The sequence below is a fragment of the Burkholderiales bacterium genome (genome assembly GCA_036262035.1).
Taxonomy (GTDB): domain Bacteria; phylum Pseudomonadota; class Gammaproteobacteria; order Burkholderiales; family SG8-41; genus JAQGMV01.
Genome location: DATAJS010000005.1, coordinates 103961 through 120030 on the forward strand (window position 1 = coordinate 103961; position 16070 = coordinate 120030).

13 protein-coding genes are annotated in these 16070 nt (G+C 65.6%); 3 read left to right on the top strand and 10 right to left on the bottom strand.

All coding sequences use genetic code 11. The features are described from left to right. Positions 1 to 130 precede the first annotated feature (130 nt). The 7 genes from VHP37_03465 to dnaQ form a co-directional block, all read right to left on the bottom strand. On the bottom strand, positions 131 to 2149 hold the full coding sequence (locus VHP37_03465) for an aminotransferase class III-fold pyridoxal phosphate-dependent enzyme (GenBank protein HEX2825380.1): 2019 nt from the start codon (positions 2147 to 2149) through the stop codon (positions 131 to 133). A 5-nt stretch (positions 2150 to 2154) separates the two neighbouring features. Next, positions 2155 to 3027, bottom strand: a complete 873-nt coding sequence (locus VHP37_03470; GenBank protein HEX2825381.1) for an aldo/keto reductase — start codon at positions 3025 to 3027, stop codon at positions 2155 to 2157. Then, the gene (pseC, locus tag VHP37_03475) at positions 3024 to 4211 is read right to left on the bottom strand and encodes a UDP-4-amino-4,6-dideoxy-N-acetyl-beta-L-altrosamine transaminase (GenBank protein ID HEX2825382.1); all 1188 of its coding nucleotides are present in this window, start codon (positions 4209 to 4211) and stop codon (positions 3024 to 3026) included. The genes VHP37_03470 and pseC overlap by 4 nt, the downstream gene beginning before the upstream one ends. Further along, positions 4208 to 5209 carry a UDP-N-acetylglucosamine 4,6-dehydratase (inverting) gene (pseB, locus tag VHP37_03480; protein HEX2825383.1) on the bottom strand — a complete coding sequence of 334 codons (1002 nt, stop codon included), beginning with the start codon at positions 5207 to 5209 and terminating at the stop codon, positions 4208 to 4210. The genes pseC and pseB overlap by 4 nt, the downstream gene beginning before the upstream one ends. 86 nt (positions 5210 to 5295) lie before the next feature. Next, on the bottom strand, positions 5296 to 6486 hold the full coding sequence (locus VHP37_03485) for a Wzz/FepE/Etk N-terminal domain-containing protein (protein ID HEX2825384.1): 1191 nt from the start codon (positions 6484 to 6486) through the stop codon (positions 5296 to 5298). Positions 6487 to 6488: 2 nt separating this feature from the next. Beyond that, entirely contained in the window at positions 6489 to 8642 is a 2154-nt protein-coding gene (locus VHP37_03490) for a polysaccharide biosynthesis/export family protein (protein HEX2825385.1), read from the bottom strand. A 415-nt stretch (positions 8643 to 9057) separates the two neighbouring features. Beyond that, positions 9058 to 9786, bottom strand: a complete 729-nt coding sequence (dnaQ, locus tag VHP37_03495; GenBank protein HEX2825386.1) for a DNA polymerase III subunit epsilon — start codon at positions 9784 to 9786, stop codon at positions 9058 to 9060. A gap of 110 nt (positions 9787 to 9896) precedes the next feature. Between dnaQ and VHP37_03500 the strand changes: the two genes are divergently transcribed. Next, positions 9897 to 10958 carry a sterol desaturase family protein gene (locus VHP37_03500; protein ID HEX2825387.1) on the top strand — a complete coding sequence of 354 codons (1062 nt, stop codon included), beginning with the start codon at positions 9897 to 9899 and terminating at the stop codon, positions 10956 to 10958. Here the strand turns inward: VHP37_03500 and rnhA are convergent. The 3 genes from rnhA to VHP37_03515 are packed head-to-tail and all read right to left on the bottom strand — an operon-like array spanning position 10924 to position 13530. Next, the gene (gene rnhA / locus VHP37_03505) at positions 10924 to 11385 is read right to left on the bottom strand and encodes a ribonuclease HI (protein HEX2825388.1); all 462 of its coding nucleotides are present in this window, start codon (positions 11383 to 11385) and stop codon (positions 10924 to 10926) included. The genes VHP37_03500 and rnhA overlap by 35 nt on opposite strands. Next, a complete protein-coding gene (locus VHP37_03510; protein ID HEX2825389.1) occupies positions 11382 to 12725 on the bottom strand; it encodes a nucleotide sugar dehydrogenase in 1344 nt (447 codons plus the stop codon). The genes rnhA and VHP37_03510 overlap by 4 nt, the downstream gene beginning before the upstream one ends. A gap of 46 nt (positions 12726 to 12771) precedes the next feature. Further along, complete coding sequence (locus VHP37_03515) at positions 12772 to 13530, bottom strand: methyltransferase domain-containing protein (GenBank protein HEX2825390.1); 759 nt, start codon at positions 13528 to 13530, stop codon at positions 12772 to 12774. A gap of 43 nt (positions 13531 to 13573) precedes the next feature. On the opposite strand from VHP37_03515, the gene gloB reads away from it, so the two are divergent. Then, on the top strand, positions 13574 to 14344 hold the full coding sequence (gene gloB, locus VHP37_03520) for a hydroxyacylglutathione hydrolase (protein ID HEX2825391.1): 771 nt from the start codon (positions 13574 to 13576) through the stop codon (positions 14342 to 14344). A gap of 304 nt (positions 14345 to 14648) precedes the next feature. Further along, on the top strand, positions 14649 to 16070 hold the full coding sequence (locus tag VHP37_03525; GenBank protein HEX2825392.1) for a transglycosylase SLT domain-containing protein: 1422 nt from the start codon (positions 14649 to 14651) through the stop codon (positions 16068 to 16070).

Consider the following 16070-nt stretch of genomic DNA (forward strand, 5'->3'; position numbering starts at 1 on the left):
GCGGCCGCCCTTGCGGATGAGATCGTAATACTCACTTTCATAGAATGCGCTCAGCCTCGCGTCATCGGGGATGGGATCGAGTTGAAGGAAACCGAGGGCGTGGCGGCGAACCGAGGACATGGTGGAAACCTCAATTTAGCCGGCTGAAGCCGGCGTGGCAGACCGGGCCCTTCAGCAGGCTCATGACATCGCGGCCGTTCTCGCATTCGGCGATCAGCGCGAACACGCCGTCGAGGGCGTCGAAATATCCGTCGACCACATCCTTGGTATGCCGGGTGCAGACGTACACGCTGTTGCTGGCGAGGTAGCCCTTCGCGAGCATCTCCTGTGTGATCAGCGTCTTGTAGGCGAGCGCATGGGGGCTCTTCACGGTGAAGCCGGCGAGCGCCGGCAGGCCCCACTGCTCGATCTCGATGCAGTGGCGGTCCGCGAGCGCCTGCCAGCGGCGCTTGATGTCGTTACCGACCGCCGTGATGACCTCCCACGACTTGACCCGCTCCATGACTTCGAGCGTTTTCAACGCGGCCGTCGGCCCGATGCGCTCGGTCCAGAAGGTGCTGCTGATGAACGTGCTCTGCGCGGCCTCCATGACTTCGCGTCGCCCGATGGTCGCAGTGATCGCGTAGCCGTTGCCGAGCGCCTTGCCGAACATCGCAAGGTCGGGCTCGACCCCATAGACCTTGTGCAGGCCGCCAAACGATTGCCTGAAACCCGAGGTGCATTCGTCGAATACGAGCACGATCCCGCGACTCGTCGCCAGGGCGCGCACTTTTTCGAGAAATCCGTCGACAGGGCCATTGTTGCGCGAGACCTCCATGACGATGACGCCGACGTCGTGATCCCGGACGAGCCCTTCGACCGCGGCGTAGTCGTTGTACCTGAAAGGCAGCACGCTGCCGCGTAGCGTCGCGGGAACGCCGTTCGGTTCCAACCCCGGCAGCAGGTGTCCGGCGAGCGTCTGCTCGTCGCCGAGATTCGCCGCGAGGTACCAGTCGTGCCAGCCGTGGTAGCCGCAAAACGCCACTTTCTCGCGGCCCGCCGCCGCGCGCGCGATCCGGATCGCGATCGCGTTCGCCTCGCCGCCCGACCTCGCGAAGCGCGCCATCTGGGCCCAGGGATGCAGCTCGACGAGCCGCTCGGCGAGGTACACTTCTTCCGGGCAGTTGAAAGTCGACATGTTGCCGCTGTCGATCGTCGCGCGGACGGCATCATCGATCTCGGCGTCGCCGTAGCCGAGCGTATTGGTGCCGATTCCCATGATGCACATGTCGGTGTAGGCCCGGCCGTCGAGGTCCCACACCGTGCAGCCCGAGGCCTTGCTGAAGTACGCGGGCCACTGGTCGGGTAGGAACATCTCCGCACGCTTGGAAAGCAGCATGCTGCCCCCGGGGATGAGCCGCTTTGCCCGCTTCCACAACTTCTGGCCCGTGCCCAGCTGCAGGCCTTCGTTACGCGCGAAATTCTGATTGGCCATAAACAATTCCGGTTGTTTGTTGCGCAAAGCGAGCACTTCGAGCCAGCCGAAGTCGCGGCGCGGCTGGAAATGCTCGAACACGTTCTTGACGACCTCGAAATCCTCGGGTTCGTCGACCGTCCAGCGCTCGCGCGACTCGTCCGACGCGTGCTGTACCGCCGCGACGGTGAATCTGCCCGACTCGCGGATGAACGGCGTCACGTGCTCGCGCTCGTAGTCGGCCTTCGCCTCGCGCCAGGCCGTGTGCAGGGCGGTATACGAAAAGACTTCGGTGTCGAGACCGTCGGGGTACGTCGGCGGCAACGAGTTGCTCGCATAGTCCGCACCGGCGTCGCGAAACTTCGTTATCACCGCATCGACGAGTTCGGGATCAATGAGGGGACAATCGCCGGTTATGCGGACCACCACGTCGGCTTCGGCGCTGCCCGCCGCGAAATTGTACCGGTCGAGCACATCCTTCTCGCTACCCCGGTAGACGTTGTAGCCGAGGCCGCGCACATAGTCGGCGAGCGCATCGTTGCGCACGTCCTCGGACGTCGCGAGCACGATCTGATCGATGAGCTTCGATCCGGCCAGACGCTCAAGCAGCAGCCCGATCAGCGGCGTTCCGGCGATCGTGCGCATCACTTTGGACGGAAAGCGCATCGAGCCCATCCGAGCCTGGACGATCGCCACGGTTTTCAATGAACCCTCCAGCGCGACGGATTGATGAGATCGGGATCGTCGCTCGCGATGTCGGGCGGCGGCGCGGGGGCAGTTCCCGACGCGGCGGCGAGCAGATCTTCGAGCTGTGCCGGATTGTCGACGCCGACGACGATACGCGCGACTTCCGGGTGCGCGGCGGCAAATGCAAGACACGCTGCGGGAGCGCTCGCTCCGCCATCCCGCAACCATTCGTCCAGTTTGCGCCATACCGACGACCAGCGGTTGAAATAGCCCGGCCGTGCGGCCGCGCTCATCAACAGCAGCCCCTGCAGGAACACCGAGCGCACGTGCACTTCGACGCCCATCGCGTGCAGCTTGGCGAGCCAGCCGGAAGACGCGAGACGCCGGTCGAGCAGATTCAACGGCGCCTGCACGATATCAAGAGCAAAGCGCGGCCACAAGGCGTCGAGCTCATGCGGGTCGTAGATAGACACGCCGAGCTTGTCGACGATCCCGCGCTGCTTGAGAGCGTCCAGCGCGGTATACAACTCGACGCCGCGCTCGCCCATGAGCTGGGCTGGCCGATGCAACAGCAGCCCCCCCAACCGCCTCAGACGCAGGCGCCGCAGCGACGACTCGACCGACTCGTCGACCCATCGCGCAACATCGGGGCAACTCTCGGGAATCGCCGGCAGCTTCGAGATCACGCGCCATGCCGCGACGCCAATGCTGCCGAGGCGCTGCTCGCTTTCGCCGTAGCCGACCGCCGTGTCTATCGTGTCGAGCCCGGCTTGGCGCGCGCGCGCCAGGATCCTTTGCGAATCCTCGTAAGCCACTTGTCCGCTGCGGTTTGCGACGCCGTAGGTCAGCCCGAACTGCGCCGTGCCGAGCGCGAGACGGCTGCTCATCGACCCAGCGCGCGCCGCAGCGCGGCGACGACCTCGTCCTGCTGATTCTCGGCCAGCGTTGGGTACAGCGGCAAGGTGATCGCAGCCGCCGCGTAGGCTTCCGCGTTCGGCAGCATGCCCGCCGAGAAGCCGAGCTCGCGATAGTACGGATTCAGGTGCACGGGCATATAGTGAACGTTGACACCGACTCCGGCGGCGCGCAGGTCGTCATAGACCTGTCGCCGCGTCCTGCCCGAAGCTTCGACCTCCAAGCGCACCACGTACAGATGGAAGGCAGAGGTGTCGCCCTCGCCCACGTACGGAAGCTGCAGGGGCAGCCCCTGGAGCATCGCATCGTAGCGGCACGCGAGCGCGTTGCGGCGGGCGACGTAGTCGTCGAGGCGCGCCATCTGGCTCGAGCCGAGCGCCGCGTGCAGGTCTGTCATGCGGTAGTTGTAACCGAGCACCTGCTGCTCGTAGTACCAGCCGGGCGCGTCGCCCTCCCCGGTTCCGGAAACGTCCGCCGCGTGCCGCAGAGCGCGAACATCACGAGTGATGCCGTGACTGCGGAAAAGCCGCATGCGCTCGGCAATCTCGTCGTCGTTCGTCAGCGCCATGCCGCCTTCGGCGGTAGTGATGATCTTGACCGGGTGGAAGCTCAGCACGGCGACGTCGGACCAGCGACAGCTGCCTACGGGCTCGCCACGGTGCGCAGCGCCGATGGCGTGAGCTGCGTCCTCGAGGACGCGGAAGCCGAACTCGCGCGAAAGCTCGCGAATCGCCTCCTGCTGCGTTGGCGCACCCGCGAAATGCACCGGCACGACTACCTTTGGCAGCGTCCCGTCGCGCCGCGCGCGCACGAGCTTTTCCTGCAGGTGCGGCACGCTGATGTTCCACGTGCGCGGGTCGATATCCACGAAATCGACATCGGCGCCGCAGTAACGCGCACAGTTGGCGGACGCGACAAAGGTGTTGGGCACCGTCCACAGGCGGTCGCCCGGGCCTACACCGAGCGCGAGACATGCGATGTGCAGCGCGGACGTCGCGCTGTTGACGGCTACGGCATGGCGCGCCTGCACGCGCGCCGCGACCAGCGATTCGAAATGAGGCACCGCCGGACCCTGGGTGAGGAATGGCGAGCGGAGCACGGCCAGCACCGCGTCGACATCCGCAGCGGTGATGTCCTGGCGGCCGTACGGAATCACGCGTATCCAGCCGAGCGGTTGCAGGCAACGATTTCCGGTACCGTCAGAAAGCGCGAGTTACGGCCGGAGTTGAACTCGAAGCCCTGTTCGACCGAGCGCCCCCTTTCTCCGAGCGCGTTGACGCTGTAATCGACCGGCCCCACGAACTGGATGGTCGGGCGTATCACGAAATGATCTTCGAATTCGAGCGTGAGATGGGAGTCGTCGGCCGGGCACATGACCTCGTGCAGCTTCTCGCCCGGTCGTATGCCGATGACCTTGTGCGGCAGATTCGGAGCCATGGCCTTGGCGAGATCGACGAGCCGCACCGAAGGAATCTTGGGCACGAAGATCTCGCCGCCAAACATGCGGCCGAAGTTCTTGAGCACGAAATCTACGCCCTGCTGCAGCGTGATCCAGAAACGCGTCATACGCGGATCGGTGATCGGAAGGTGATCGGCGCCCTCGGCGATGCGTTTGCGGAACAGCGGCACGACCGAGCCCCGCGATCCGACGACGTTGCCGTACCTGACCGCGGCGAAACGGGTGCGGTGCAGGCCGACGATGTTGTTCGCAGCCACGAACAGCTTGTCCGAAGCGAGCTTGGTCGCGCCGTACAGATTGATCGGGTTCGCCGCCTTGTCCGTAGAGAGCGCGATGACTTTCTCGACGCCGTTCGTAAGTGCCGCCCGAATGACGTTCTCTGCGCCATGGATATTGGTCTTGATGCACTCCATGGGGTTGTACTCCGCCGCCGGCACTTGCTTGAGCGCCGCGGCGTGTATGACGTAGTCGACGCCGGACGTGGCTTGCACGAGCCGATCGCTATCTCGCACGTCCCCGAGGAAGTACCGCATGCACTCGTGCGGAAACTCTTCCTGCATTTCCGACTGTTTGAGCTCGTCTCGCGAGAAGATGATGATCTTCCTGGGACGATAGCGCTCGAGCAACGTCCTCACGTACTGACGGCCGAACGATCCGGTGCCTCCGGTGATGAGTATCGACTTGTCGTTGAACACTTTGAGTCCTGGTGCGGTTTTGGGAATGCGGCCGTCTAGAGGCGAAGCCGCGCCTCTTCAGCGTGCCGGTGATCCGTTGATGCCATTCAGCGCAACGACAGGTGTCGCCGGAGCAGACGTAGCCGCTCGGCTTGCTCCGGGTCGGCGCTGGAGCGCAGGATCGATTCGCTGATGGAAACCCAGAGCAGTGCCGCGAAAGTGCCGGCGGCCGCAAAGAGTAACACGATCATGCTGCGTTTCGGCTTGGACTTGCGGTCGGGCTCGATCGCTCTGTCGAGCACCTGTATGACGGCGGAGTCCTTCGCCTCGTCGATTTTGGCGAGCTCGAATTGCTTCGCGAGCAGCTCGTAGAGCGTCTCGTTGTAACGAAGGTCGCGCAGCAGGCCGAGATTGCGCAGGCCTTGTCCGCCGGCAGGGGTGTCGCTTGCGGCCCCGCCGGCGGCCCCCTCGATCTTGGCGAGCTCGCGTTTGATCGACTCCAGCTCCTGCTGGGCAAGCCGCAACTCGGGGTTGCTCTCGCCGGCGAAGGTGCGCATGGCCCCGATCTGCACTTCCTTTAGGGACATCTGCGCGCGCAGCCGCGCGGTAGTCTCGACCATCGCGCGGCCTTGCTCGTCAACCTTGACGAGGCCGCCTGCCTGCAGGCCGCGGCGCGCTGCGACCTCCGCCTTCGTGAGGCTGCTCTTTGCCTGCTGCAGCTGGTGCTCGAAGAAAAGCCTGCGCTGCGACGCTTCCGTCACGGCGAGCATGCGCGTGAGCTTCATCAGTTCGTCGATGTACCCGTTGGCGATCTCGGCCGCGAGCTTCGCGTCCTTCTGGTCGACGTCGACGGTGATGATGCCGTCCTTTCCGGTCGCGATGTTGGTGTCGGCCTCCAGGCGCTTGCGCGCGTCAGACGCGAGCTTCACCTCGTAGATCTGCATCAGGCCGAACCGCTGGATCAAATTGTCCGCGACGGTACGGCTCTTGAGCATGCCGATGTACAGCTCATTCGGGTTCTTGATCCCCGAGGCCGCGCCGAGCAGCGGCGCCGCGCCGCCGATCTGGCTGAGCAGGGCCGCGGCGGCCGACTGGTTCTGCTGCGGCGGCAGGATGCGCGTCGAGGCCGTGTAGATGTTCGGCAGGATCAGGCTGTACACGATGGCGACGAGGATCGCGGCGAGCGGCACCCCCAGCATCACGCGCTTGTGTCTTGCGAGCATGAGCAAGACTTCCAGCATGCTGATCTCGGTGCGGGAATTGGGTGCCGTCGGCGCCAGCGAGCGATCTTCCTCCACCCTTATAGGTCCCTCAGCACTTTCAATCCTGCGACCCCGAGAGCGAACTGGTAGAAAATCTGCGACCAGTCCTTCAGCTCGCGCGTGAGCTGGAACCGGTCGAGATTCTCCGGCACGACGATCGTGTCCCCTGGCATGACTTCGGAGTCGCTGGACAACCGGAACACGGAGCCCTGCGCCTTGCTGGTGACCGAGCCGTCTGCGCGCAGGACGTAGATCCTGTCCGAATCGGCGGTGCGTGTGGCGCCGCCAGCCTGCAGCAGATATTCCGAGACTCTCTTGCTGCCGTCGTAGATGAAGGTGTTCTGGTTGAATACCGCACCGATCACGCCAACCGTTGACGGCTTCGACGGGACAACATAGCGGTCGCCGTCTTCCAGCGCGATGTCCGGAAGATCTTTGAGCTGCGCGGTAGGCGCGACGTCGAGAACGACGCGGCCCGAGGCCTGTATGTTGCGCATGCGCTCGAGCAGCCTGCGGTTGCTGTCTGCCTGCGTCTGCGCCCGCCCCGCATCGAGGGGATCGACGGCACGCTGGGCTTGTAGAGTTGCCGTCCGTTCGATTTCCTGTCCGAATCGGTCGAGCGCTTCCTGCAGTCTCGCCTGCTGCTGAGCCCGCACGCTCTCCCGCGTGAATTGCGAGCCATACACGTAAGCGTTGCGACTGAAGCCCCCAACGCGCGTGACGAGTTGTCGAAGCGTCTCGCCGGGCAGCACCTGATAGACGCCGGGCGTCAGGAACTCGCCTTCGAGCCGCACGAACTTGGTCTGCTTCGCAACGGGGACCTGAATGTCGTCCTTGGAGAAGATGGTAACGACGTCGCCCGGCTGCAGCGCGAGGTTGTTCTGCGCGTCGCGGTCGAGTACCGCTTTGGCGAGATTGAACGGGATGAGTTGCGTCGTGAGATCCTGCCGGTTCAGGCGCTCGATCACCGCGTATTCCCAGTTGACTTCCGGCAACTGCTGGCGAATCTCGTTGCGGACCTGCTGGGTACGGCGCGCCGCCGCCTCGATGCCGGTCTGCGGATCGCGCTCGTGTGGCGCGGCGTCAGCGCGCCTCGCCTCCGCGGAGATGCCCGAGCGCAGATCGGTTGCGAGCTCCGGCCGCAGGCCGTAGCTTTCGCGGCCCGTCACGTCGGGCCGGACGGCGAGGTTACGCTTCACCCAGTAGTCGGGAACGATCAGCGCTTCGCGGTCGGGGACGACATCGCTCACGCGCATGCCGGCGCGGTACGGGTGCCGCGCGGGCACCGCGACGTTGCCCCGCACCGTCACCGTGTTGTCGAAGCGTGGCGAGAGCTGCAGCACGGTCACGAGGTCGCCGTCGCGCAACGGATGCGCGAGGCCGGCGTTGTCGAGCGTGAACTCCTCGACCCGACGCGCGCGGCGCTCGACGATGCGCTCGACGGTGACTTTCTGGCCGTCGGCGGTCGTCGTGAGTCCGCCCGCGACCTGGATGAGCTCCGCGAGCGTCTTCTCGTTCTTGATCTCGTAGATGGCGGGGTTGTTGACGCTGCCCGACACGGCCGCGAGAGGTCCGATCGGCGGAATGTGGATGACGTCGCCGGGCAGCAGCTGGACGTCCTTGGACTTGTCGCCCTTGAGCAGCAGGTCGTACATGTCGAACTGCGTGACCAGCTTGTCGCGGCGCTTCAACTGGATGCTGCGCATCGAGCCCTTAGAAGTCGGGCCGCCGGACGCGAAGATGGCGTTGACGAGCGTACTGAGCGAGCTCACGGTGTACGCGCCGGGCCGCGTAGCATGGCCGACGACGAAGATTTGTATCGAGCGCAGCTGTCCCAGGGAGACGTTGAGGTCGAAGTTGCGGAACACCCGGCCGATCTGCTGCTTGAGGTACGGCTGGATGTCGTGCGCGCGCATGCCGGCGACATTCATCGTGCCCACGCGCGGGATGCTGATCGTGCCGTCGCGCTCGACGGTCGCACGATAGTCGATGTCCACCGCACCCCACCCGCGGATGAGTAGCTCGTCGCCGGGACCGATGACGTAATCGGGCGTAACCGGCACGCCTTCGAGCGGCGCGAACGTCGAAGGCACACCGTCGAACAGGTTGTAGCCGAACATCGGCAGGTCCTTGCCGACCGACTGCAACACGAAATCCTGGAAGTCGTTGCGTTCGCGCGGCGGGCGCGCCACGTCGGTCGGCTCGCGCGAGCCCGTTTGTGCGCCAGGGCGTATCTGCGGCTGTCGCGCGCCTCGCGCGGTGCCGGAAGGCGGTCGATTCGTGATGACAGGTAGCGACGAGCTGTCGACGGCGCCTGCGGACGCCCCGGTGCTCGCGCCGGCTGTCCCCGGTGTTGCGAGCTGCGCGGCGTCGCATGGTTGCCCCATCGCATTCAGCCCGTTGGGGCCGCACAGGAGCTGCGCGTGCGCAACTGAAACGGCACAAAGCGCGAATACGATCGCGAGGCGCAAAAGCTGAATCAGAGACGTCATGTCCGATCGGGTGCGTGCCACAGGGGATGCGAGCTTTGCCGGGTATGCAAGAGGCTACCCGCTGATATACGGCGGATTATATACGGCGCCCCATCAAAAGGCGCGTCGGTCGCTCTCAGGCAGCGGCGCCGACGGGTTGTTGCGCGGCCGCGTACTGCATCCACAGGCACGCGCCGCGGCTCGCCTTGTCGAGATCTCCGAGGTAAGCCAGGTGGCGTTGTTCCTCGTCCTCGTTCGCCTTGAGCACCGTCAGCCCACCCGCGAGCGGCAGCGACGTGACCGCGGTGACCTTGATCTCGACAGTGTCCACGTCGATGACCAGGCTTTCCTGGCCCCGCGTCATCGCGAGATAGACCTCGGCGAGCAGCCGCGCGTCGAGCAACGCGCCGTGCAGCGAGCGCGCGGAGCGGTCGATCTCGTAGCGGTCGCACAGCGCGTCGAGACCGTTGCGCTTGCCCGGGTACATGTCCTTGGCGAGCCTCAGGCTGTCGACGACGCTCGGGCAGCACGAGGCGATGGGCTGGCGGCCGAGCAGCTTCAGCTCGTAATCGAGGAAGGCGACGTCGAATGCCGCGTTGTGGATCACGAGCTCCGCGCCGCCCGCGAACTCGAGAAACTCCTCGACGATCTCGCGGAATTTCGGCTTGTCGCTCAGGAATTCGGTCGTGAGGCCGTGAATCTGCAGCGCCGCGTCGTCGCTCGCGCGCTCGGGATTGACGTAGCGATGGAAATGGTTGCCGGTGAGGCGCCGGTTGTGGATCTCGACGCCGGCGATCTCGATGATGCGGTGGCCCTGCGTGGGATCGAGGCCCGTGGTCTCGGTATCGAGGATGATCTGCCGCATTCTTGTTGGTTCTCCGCTGTTGCCGCCACAGCACGAATTCTGCCACGCGCGGCGCGCTTTGAGCGCTTCGCGGATAGAATGGACGCGATCCGTCGCCAATCCGCCGAAGCATGAGCTTCGATCTGCAGAGCGCCTACCACGCGCTGACCTATCTCGCCTATCACCTCACCAAAGCGGTGACGGCGTTCATCCAGCGCGATTCCTTCCTCTACTGGCCGTTCGCGCTGTCGGCGCTGCTGATCGCGATCGCCGTGGCATACGCCGCGCATCGCGCACGGCCCGCAGGATCGTTCGCGTCGAGGCTACGCGCGAGTCTCAGCCGCGAGCTCTGGTGGAATGCCTCCGCGCGCGCGGACTACCGGCTCTACTTCGCCAACGCGCTGCTGCTGCCGGTCGTGTTCGGGATGGTCCTCTTCAGCGAGAAGCAGGTCGTGCGCTGGCTCGACGCGATCACGGGCGGCGCCACCGACGTCGCGGCGGCGGCGGACGCGAGCATCGCGTCGCGTGTCGCGTTCACGATCGTCTTTTTCCTCGCCTACGACTTCGGGCGCTTCGTCGCGCACACGCTGCTGCACGACGTGCCGCTGCTGTGGGAGTTCCACAAGGTGCACCACTCCGCGGAGACGCTCAATCCGATGACGACCTTCCGCGCGCACCCGGTCGATCTCGCGGTGATGGCGTGGGTGCCGGTGCTGATGACCGGGCTCGCGACGTGGACTTTCAACAAGCTGGCGGCGCCGGTGAGCCTGTACACCTTCCTCGGCCTGCACGTGCTCGTCTTCGCGTTCAACCTCATCGGCATACTGAGGCACTCGCACGTGTGGCTGCATTACGGGCCGTCATGGGGCAAGTGGCTGATCAGCCCCGCTCACCATCAGCTCCACCACAGTCGCGAGCCCGAGCACGCCGGCGGCGTGAACCGCGGCTTCGAGCTGGCGGTGTGGGACCGGCTCTACGGCACGCTGTGCGTGCCGGGCAGGAAGACCGAATTCAGGATGGGACTGGGCGACGGCACCGACGGGCAGTGGCACAACGTGCGCAGGATGTACGTGCTGCCTTTCACCCTCGCCGAACAGCGGATCGGCAATACATGGCGGCGCCTGACCGGCCGCGCGCCCGCCGCTCCCGCTGAGACGTTCAGCGCGGACGCGCCGAAGCAGCCCCGAGGTTAGCGAGCGCGTCGGCGCGCTCGTTGCCGGCATCGCCGGCGTGGCCTTTGACCCACACCCACTCGACCTCGTGCTGTCGTGCGAGCTCGTCGAGCTCGCGCCAGAGCTCGGCGTTCTTGACCGGTTTCTTGTCGGCGGTCTTCCAGCCGTTCTTCTTCCAGCCGTGGATCCACTTGCTGATGCCGAGCTGCACGTACTGCGAGTCGGTGTGCACGCGCGCGCGGCACGGCCGCTTCAGCGCTTCGAGCGCGCGGATGACCGCCGTCAGCTCCATGCGGTTGTTGGTGGTGTTCGCCTCGCCGCCGTGAAGCTCGCGGGTGTGCTCGCCGCTCGTGAGGATCGCGCCCCAGCCGCCGATGCCGGGATTGCCTTTGCACGCGCCGTCGGCGTAGATCTCGACGACGCAGTCGGCGTTATCGACCTCCGTCACGCTTTCACGACGTTGGCCGCCGGCTCCTGGTAGACCCCGCGCGTGTCGACGATGAGCTTCGCGTGCTTCTTGATGAGCGCGTAATCGAACAGATCGTGGTTCGTGCCGACGACGACGCAGTCGTATTGCGCGAGCGATTCCGCCGTGAGCTTGACGCTCGACAGGTCGAAGTAGTGCTCGCGCATGCGCGGGAAGACCGGGATGTGCGGATCGGAGTACGCGATCTTCGCGCCCTTCTCCTGCAGCAGCTCCATGAGCTCGATGCACGGCGACTCGCGGGGGTCGTCGACGTTCTTCTTGTACGCGACGCCGAGCACGAGGATGCGGCTGCCGCGCAGCGCCTTGCCGCGGTCGTTGAGCGCGTCGGCGACCTTGGAGATCACCCACTTCGGCATGGCGCTGTTGATCTCGCCCGCGAGCTCGATGAAACGCGTGTGCATGCCGTACTCGCGCGCTTTCCACGTGAGATAGAACGGATCGATGGGAATGCAGTGGCCGCCCAGCCCGGGACCGGGGTAGTACGGCACGAAGCCGAACGGCTTGGTGGCCGCCGCCCGGATGACCTCGTAGACGTCGATGCCCATCTTCTCGCAGATGATCTTCATCTCGTTGACGAGGCCGATGTTGACCGCGCGGTGGATGTTCTCGAGCAGCTTGGTCATCTCCGCTGCCTGGGTCGAGCTCACCGGCACCACGCGCTCGATCGCCTGCCCGTACAGCGCGAGACCGACCTCGAGGCACGCGGGGGTCGTGCCGCCGCACACCTTCGGGATGGTCTTGGTCTCGTAATCGGGGTTGGAAGGATCTTCGCGCTCGGGCGAGAACACCAGGAAGACGTCGGATCCGACCTTGAGCCCGCGCGCCTCGATGCGGGGACGCAGCTCCTCCTCGGTCGTTCCCGGATACGTCGTGCTCTCCAGCGACACCACCTGGCCGGCGCGCAGATGGGGGACGATCGCTTCGGTCGTGTCGACGACGAACGACAGATCGGGCTCGCGAAACTTGTTGAGCGGCGTGGGCACGCAGATGATCAGCGCGTCGACCTCGGAGCAGCGCGAGAAATCGGTCGTCGCCTCGAAGCCCTGCTCGAGCGCACGCCCGATCACGTCCCCGGTGATGCGCTCGATATAGCTTTCCCCCTTGCTCAGGCGGACGACCTTGCGCTCGTCGATGTCGAAACCGGTGACGCGGTAACCGAGCTCGGCGAAGCGCAAGGTGAGCGGCAGGCCGACGTAGCCGAGGCCGATGATGCCGATGCGCGCGGTACGGTCGTTGAGCTTCGCGACGAGCGCGTCCTTGCCGGATGCGGCAGCGCGCATCGAGGCTGATTCAGGTGCCATCTAAATCCTTGGAGAGTTTGAAGAGTGATCGGTCGGACGAGGAATATCACGGATCGCGTGTTTTGACGGTAAGCACTTCTTCCTCATCTCCCACGCGTTGCGGGGAGGCGGCGAGCGCTTTGGCCGGCGCAAGACGATCGCTCCATTTTGGCATAATGAGGCGCACCCCGCGCACCTTCTTGATTGCTTGGAGGAAATAGACCCCTCCCGCGAACGGTAACCAGCGGTCACCGGCGGCCTCCACGAAGCGGAAGCGCTCCAGCCATTTCTGCTGCCGCGCGGGCGGCGCGTAACACGACATCTGCCCGCCCACGATCTCGAAGCCCAGCAGCGCGAGCCAGTCCTTCACGCGCATGAGCGGGATGAAGCGCCCGCGCCACGGATACTGTCCGCCGCGGTGGAAAGCGCGGCGCCAGCCCCACAGGCTCCACGGATTGAAACCCGACAGCACGACCTGCCCTTCCGGCATCAATACTCGCTCGACTTCGCGCAGGATCTGGTGCGGGTGCTCCGCGAACTCGAGCACGTGCGGCACGATCACGAGGTCGGCGCTGCCGCTCGCGATCGGAAGGTCGCGAAAATCGGTGAAGAGATCCGCGCGTCCGCTCGCCGCCACCCGGCAGCGCAGCGGTATGCGGCTGCCGCGCAACAGATCGAGCTCGGGCATGCCGAGCTGGAAAGCGTTGTAGCCGAAGATATCGGCGACGGCCTCGTCGAAATACTTCTGCTCGCGCTCGAACAGATGCTGCCCCAGAGGGGTCGCGATCCACTCGGCGACGCCGTTCGGTGCGCCCACGTCTGACATGGCGCAAGTTTAGAATGGCCGGGGAAAAAGAACGAGGACGACGATGAGCCGATACGACGTGATACCGGTGCGGGCCTTCAACGACAACTACGTGTGGACGGTGCGCGATGCGACCCACGCCATCGTCGTCGATCCGGGCGACGCGGCGCCGGTCATCGAATACCTCGACCGCGAGGGGCTCACCCTCGCCGCCATCCTCAACACCCACCATCACGCCGACCACGTCGGCGGCAACGCGAAGCTGCTGGCGCGCTGGAAAGTGCCGGTCTTCGGACCGCGCGACGAGCGCATCGCCGAGGTCACGAACCGCGTCGGCGACGGCGACCGTGTACGCCTGCCGCATTTCGGCATCGAGCTCGACGTGCTCGAGATACCCGGCCACACCCGGAGTCACATCGCGTTCACGGGCGACGGGCTGCTGTTCTGCGGCGATACCCTGTTCGCCGCCGGCTGCGGGCGTCTCTTCGAAGGCACGCCGGCACAGATGCACACGTCGCTTTCGCGCCTCGCCGCGCTCCCCGACTCGACGCGCGTCTATTGCGGTCACGAGTACACGCTCGCCAACATCCGCTTCGCCAGGGCGGTCGAGCCGGGCAATGCGGCCCTCGCCGACTTCGAAGCGCGGGCGACGCGCCAGCGCGAGCGCGGCGAGCCGACCCTCCCGACCGAGATCGGACAGGAAAAGGCGACCAATCCGTTCATCCGTGTGACCGAATCCGCAGTGGCCGAGGCGGCGAGCCGCTATAAAGGCGCGCCGGTGCGCGATCCGGTGGAGGTCCTCGCCGCGATCCGCGAGTGGAAAAACAAGTTCTAGCGGACGGCCCACGGCCCGCGCAGCGCTGAAAACATTGAAAAAAGGCGGGAAACCGCGGCTGCTCCGCGCCTGCCTCAGCCTGCGCCTACCGCACAATTAGCCTTTTGAAGTCGGGCGCTACTGCCTGATTTTTAAGCAATTTCAACATTTGACTCGAGTCCCGGGCGAAAGTTACCATGCGCTCGTTTGTACGGGAGGGGGCAAGATGCAGGCAAAAACACTACTTCCGGCGGTCGTACTGCTCACCTCCGCCTGTGCTCAGGTGCCGGTCGGCGGTGATACCGCAGCCGGGGAGGCCGCCGCCATGCGCGCCGCCGCGTCGCCGCTCTCGCCTCAGCTGCCTGTCGAGGCCATAACCGAAGCGTCCGTTGCCGCCCCCGCGGCGAAGCGCGTACCGTCGCAGACCGCAGCGGCGGATGCTGCGGCGGCCGAAGCCGCTGCCGCCGAAGCCGCCGCCCGCGAGCTCGCGGCGAAGAGCCTGTGGACGCGCGTGCGCAACGGCTTCGCGATGCCGCCTTTCGAGACCGACCTCGTGCGCGACTGGGAGAACTGGTACGCGAGCCGCCCCGACTACGTCGCGCGCATGATCGATCGCAGCAGCCGCATCCTCTTTCACGTCGTCGAGCAGGTGGAAAAGCGCGGCATGCCGATGGAAGTCGCCCTCCTGCCGATGATCGAGAGCGCCTACAACCCGGTGGCGTATTCGAGGTCGCACGCTTCGGGCATCTGGCAGTTCATCCCGTCGACCGGCAGGGACTACGGCCTGCGCCAGAACTGGTGGTACGACGGCCGCCGCGACATCCTCAAAGCGACCGACGCCGCGCTCGACTACCTGCAGAAGCTCTACGGCATGTTCGGCGACTGGCAGCTCGCGCTCGCCGCCTACAACTGGGGCGAAGGCGCGGTGGGCCGCGCGATGGAGAAGAACCGCGCCAAAGGCCTGCCGACCGATTACGAAAATCTGACGATGCCGCCCGAGACGCGGGGCTACATTCCCAAGCTGATGGCGGTGAAGAACATCATCAGCAACCCGGCGCGCTTCGGGCTCACGATCGCCGACGTGCCGAACGAGCCGTATTTCGAGACGGTCACGGTGAAGCAACACATCGATCTGAAGGTCGCTGCCAAGCTCGCCGAGCTGTCCATCGAGGAATTCAAGTTCCTCAATCCCGGCCACAACAAACCGGTGATCAAGGCGGGCGAAGCGGAGCGCATCGTGCTGCCCAAGCACAAGGTCGTCACCTTCCTCGCCAATTTCGAGAAGCACGACAAGCCGCTGGTGTCGTGGCAGGCGGTCACCTTCCGCAAAGGCGACAAGGCCGAGAAGGTCGCCGCCGAGCACGGCATGACGCTGGCGGAGCTGAAGCAGGTCAACGGGCTCGCCAACCAGAAAAGGCTGGTCATCGGCCAGCCGCTGCTCGTGCCGGTCAAGGGCGGGGTCGAGAACCCGTCGCTGCCCGATCTCCCGGTCAACCCGGTCCCGCTGCAGAAGGCGTTCATCGCGGCCAAGACCAGCGCGCACTCGCGCAAGCTGCAGCCCGGACACGGCCGCAAGGTGGTCGTCGAGCGCGCCTCGACGCGCGTCGCGCACCGCACGCCGACGCGGCATGCCGGCAAGCCCGCGCCGCATCTGCGCGCCGAAGCGGGCAAGCGCGTGAAAGTGGTCGCAGCGGCCAAGAAACCCGCCGCCAAGCCCGCGGGCAAAGTGAAAGTCGCCGCGCGTTAA

Coding starts and splice junctions, on each gene's coding strand:
- gloB (HEX2825391.1), top strand. CDS start 13,574: ATGAGCCGATACGACGTGATACCGGTGCGGGCCTTCAACGACAACTAC.
- VHP37_03525 (HEX2825392.1), top strand. CDS start 14,649: ATGCGCGCCGCCGCGTCGCCGCTCTCGCCTCAGCTGCCTGTCGAGGCC.
- VHP37_03500 (HEX2825387.1), top strand. CDS start 9,897: ATGAGCTTCGATCTGCAGAGCGCCTACCACGCGCTGACCTATCTCGCC.
- VHP37_03510 (HEX2825389.1), bottom strand. CDS start 12,725: ATGGCACCTGAATCAGCCTCGATGCGCGCTGCCGCATCCGGCAAGGAC.
- VHP37_03470 (HEX2825381.1), bottom strand. CDS start 3,027: ATGAGCAGCCGTCTCGCGCTCGGCACGGCGCAGTTCGGGCTGACCTAC.
- VHP37_03515 (HEX2825390.1), bottom strand. CDS start 13,530: ATGTCAGACGTGGGCGCACCGAACGGCGTCGCCGAGTGGATCGCGACC.
- dnaQ (HEX2825386.1), bottom strand. CDS start 9,786: ATGCGGCAGATCATCCTCGATACCGAGACCACGGGCCTCGATCCCACG.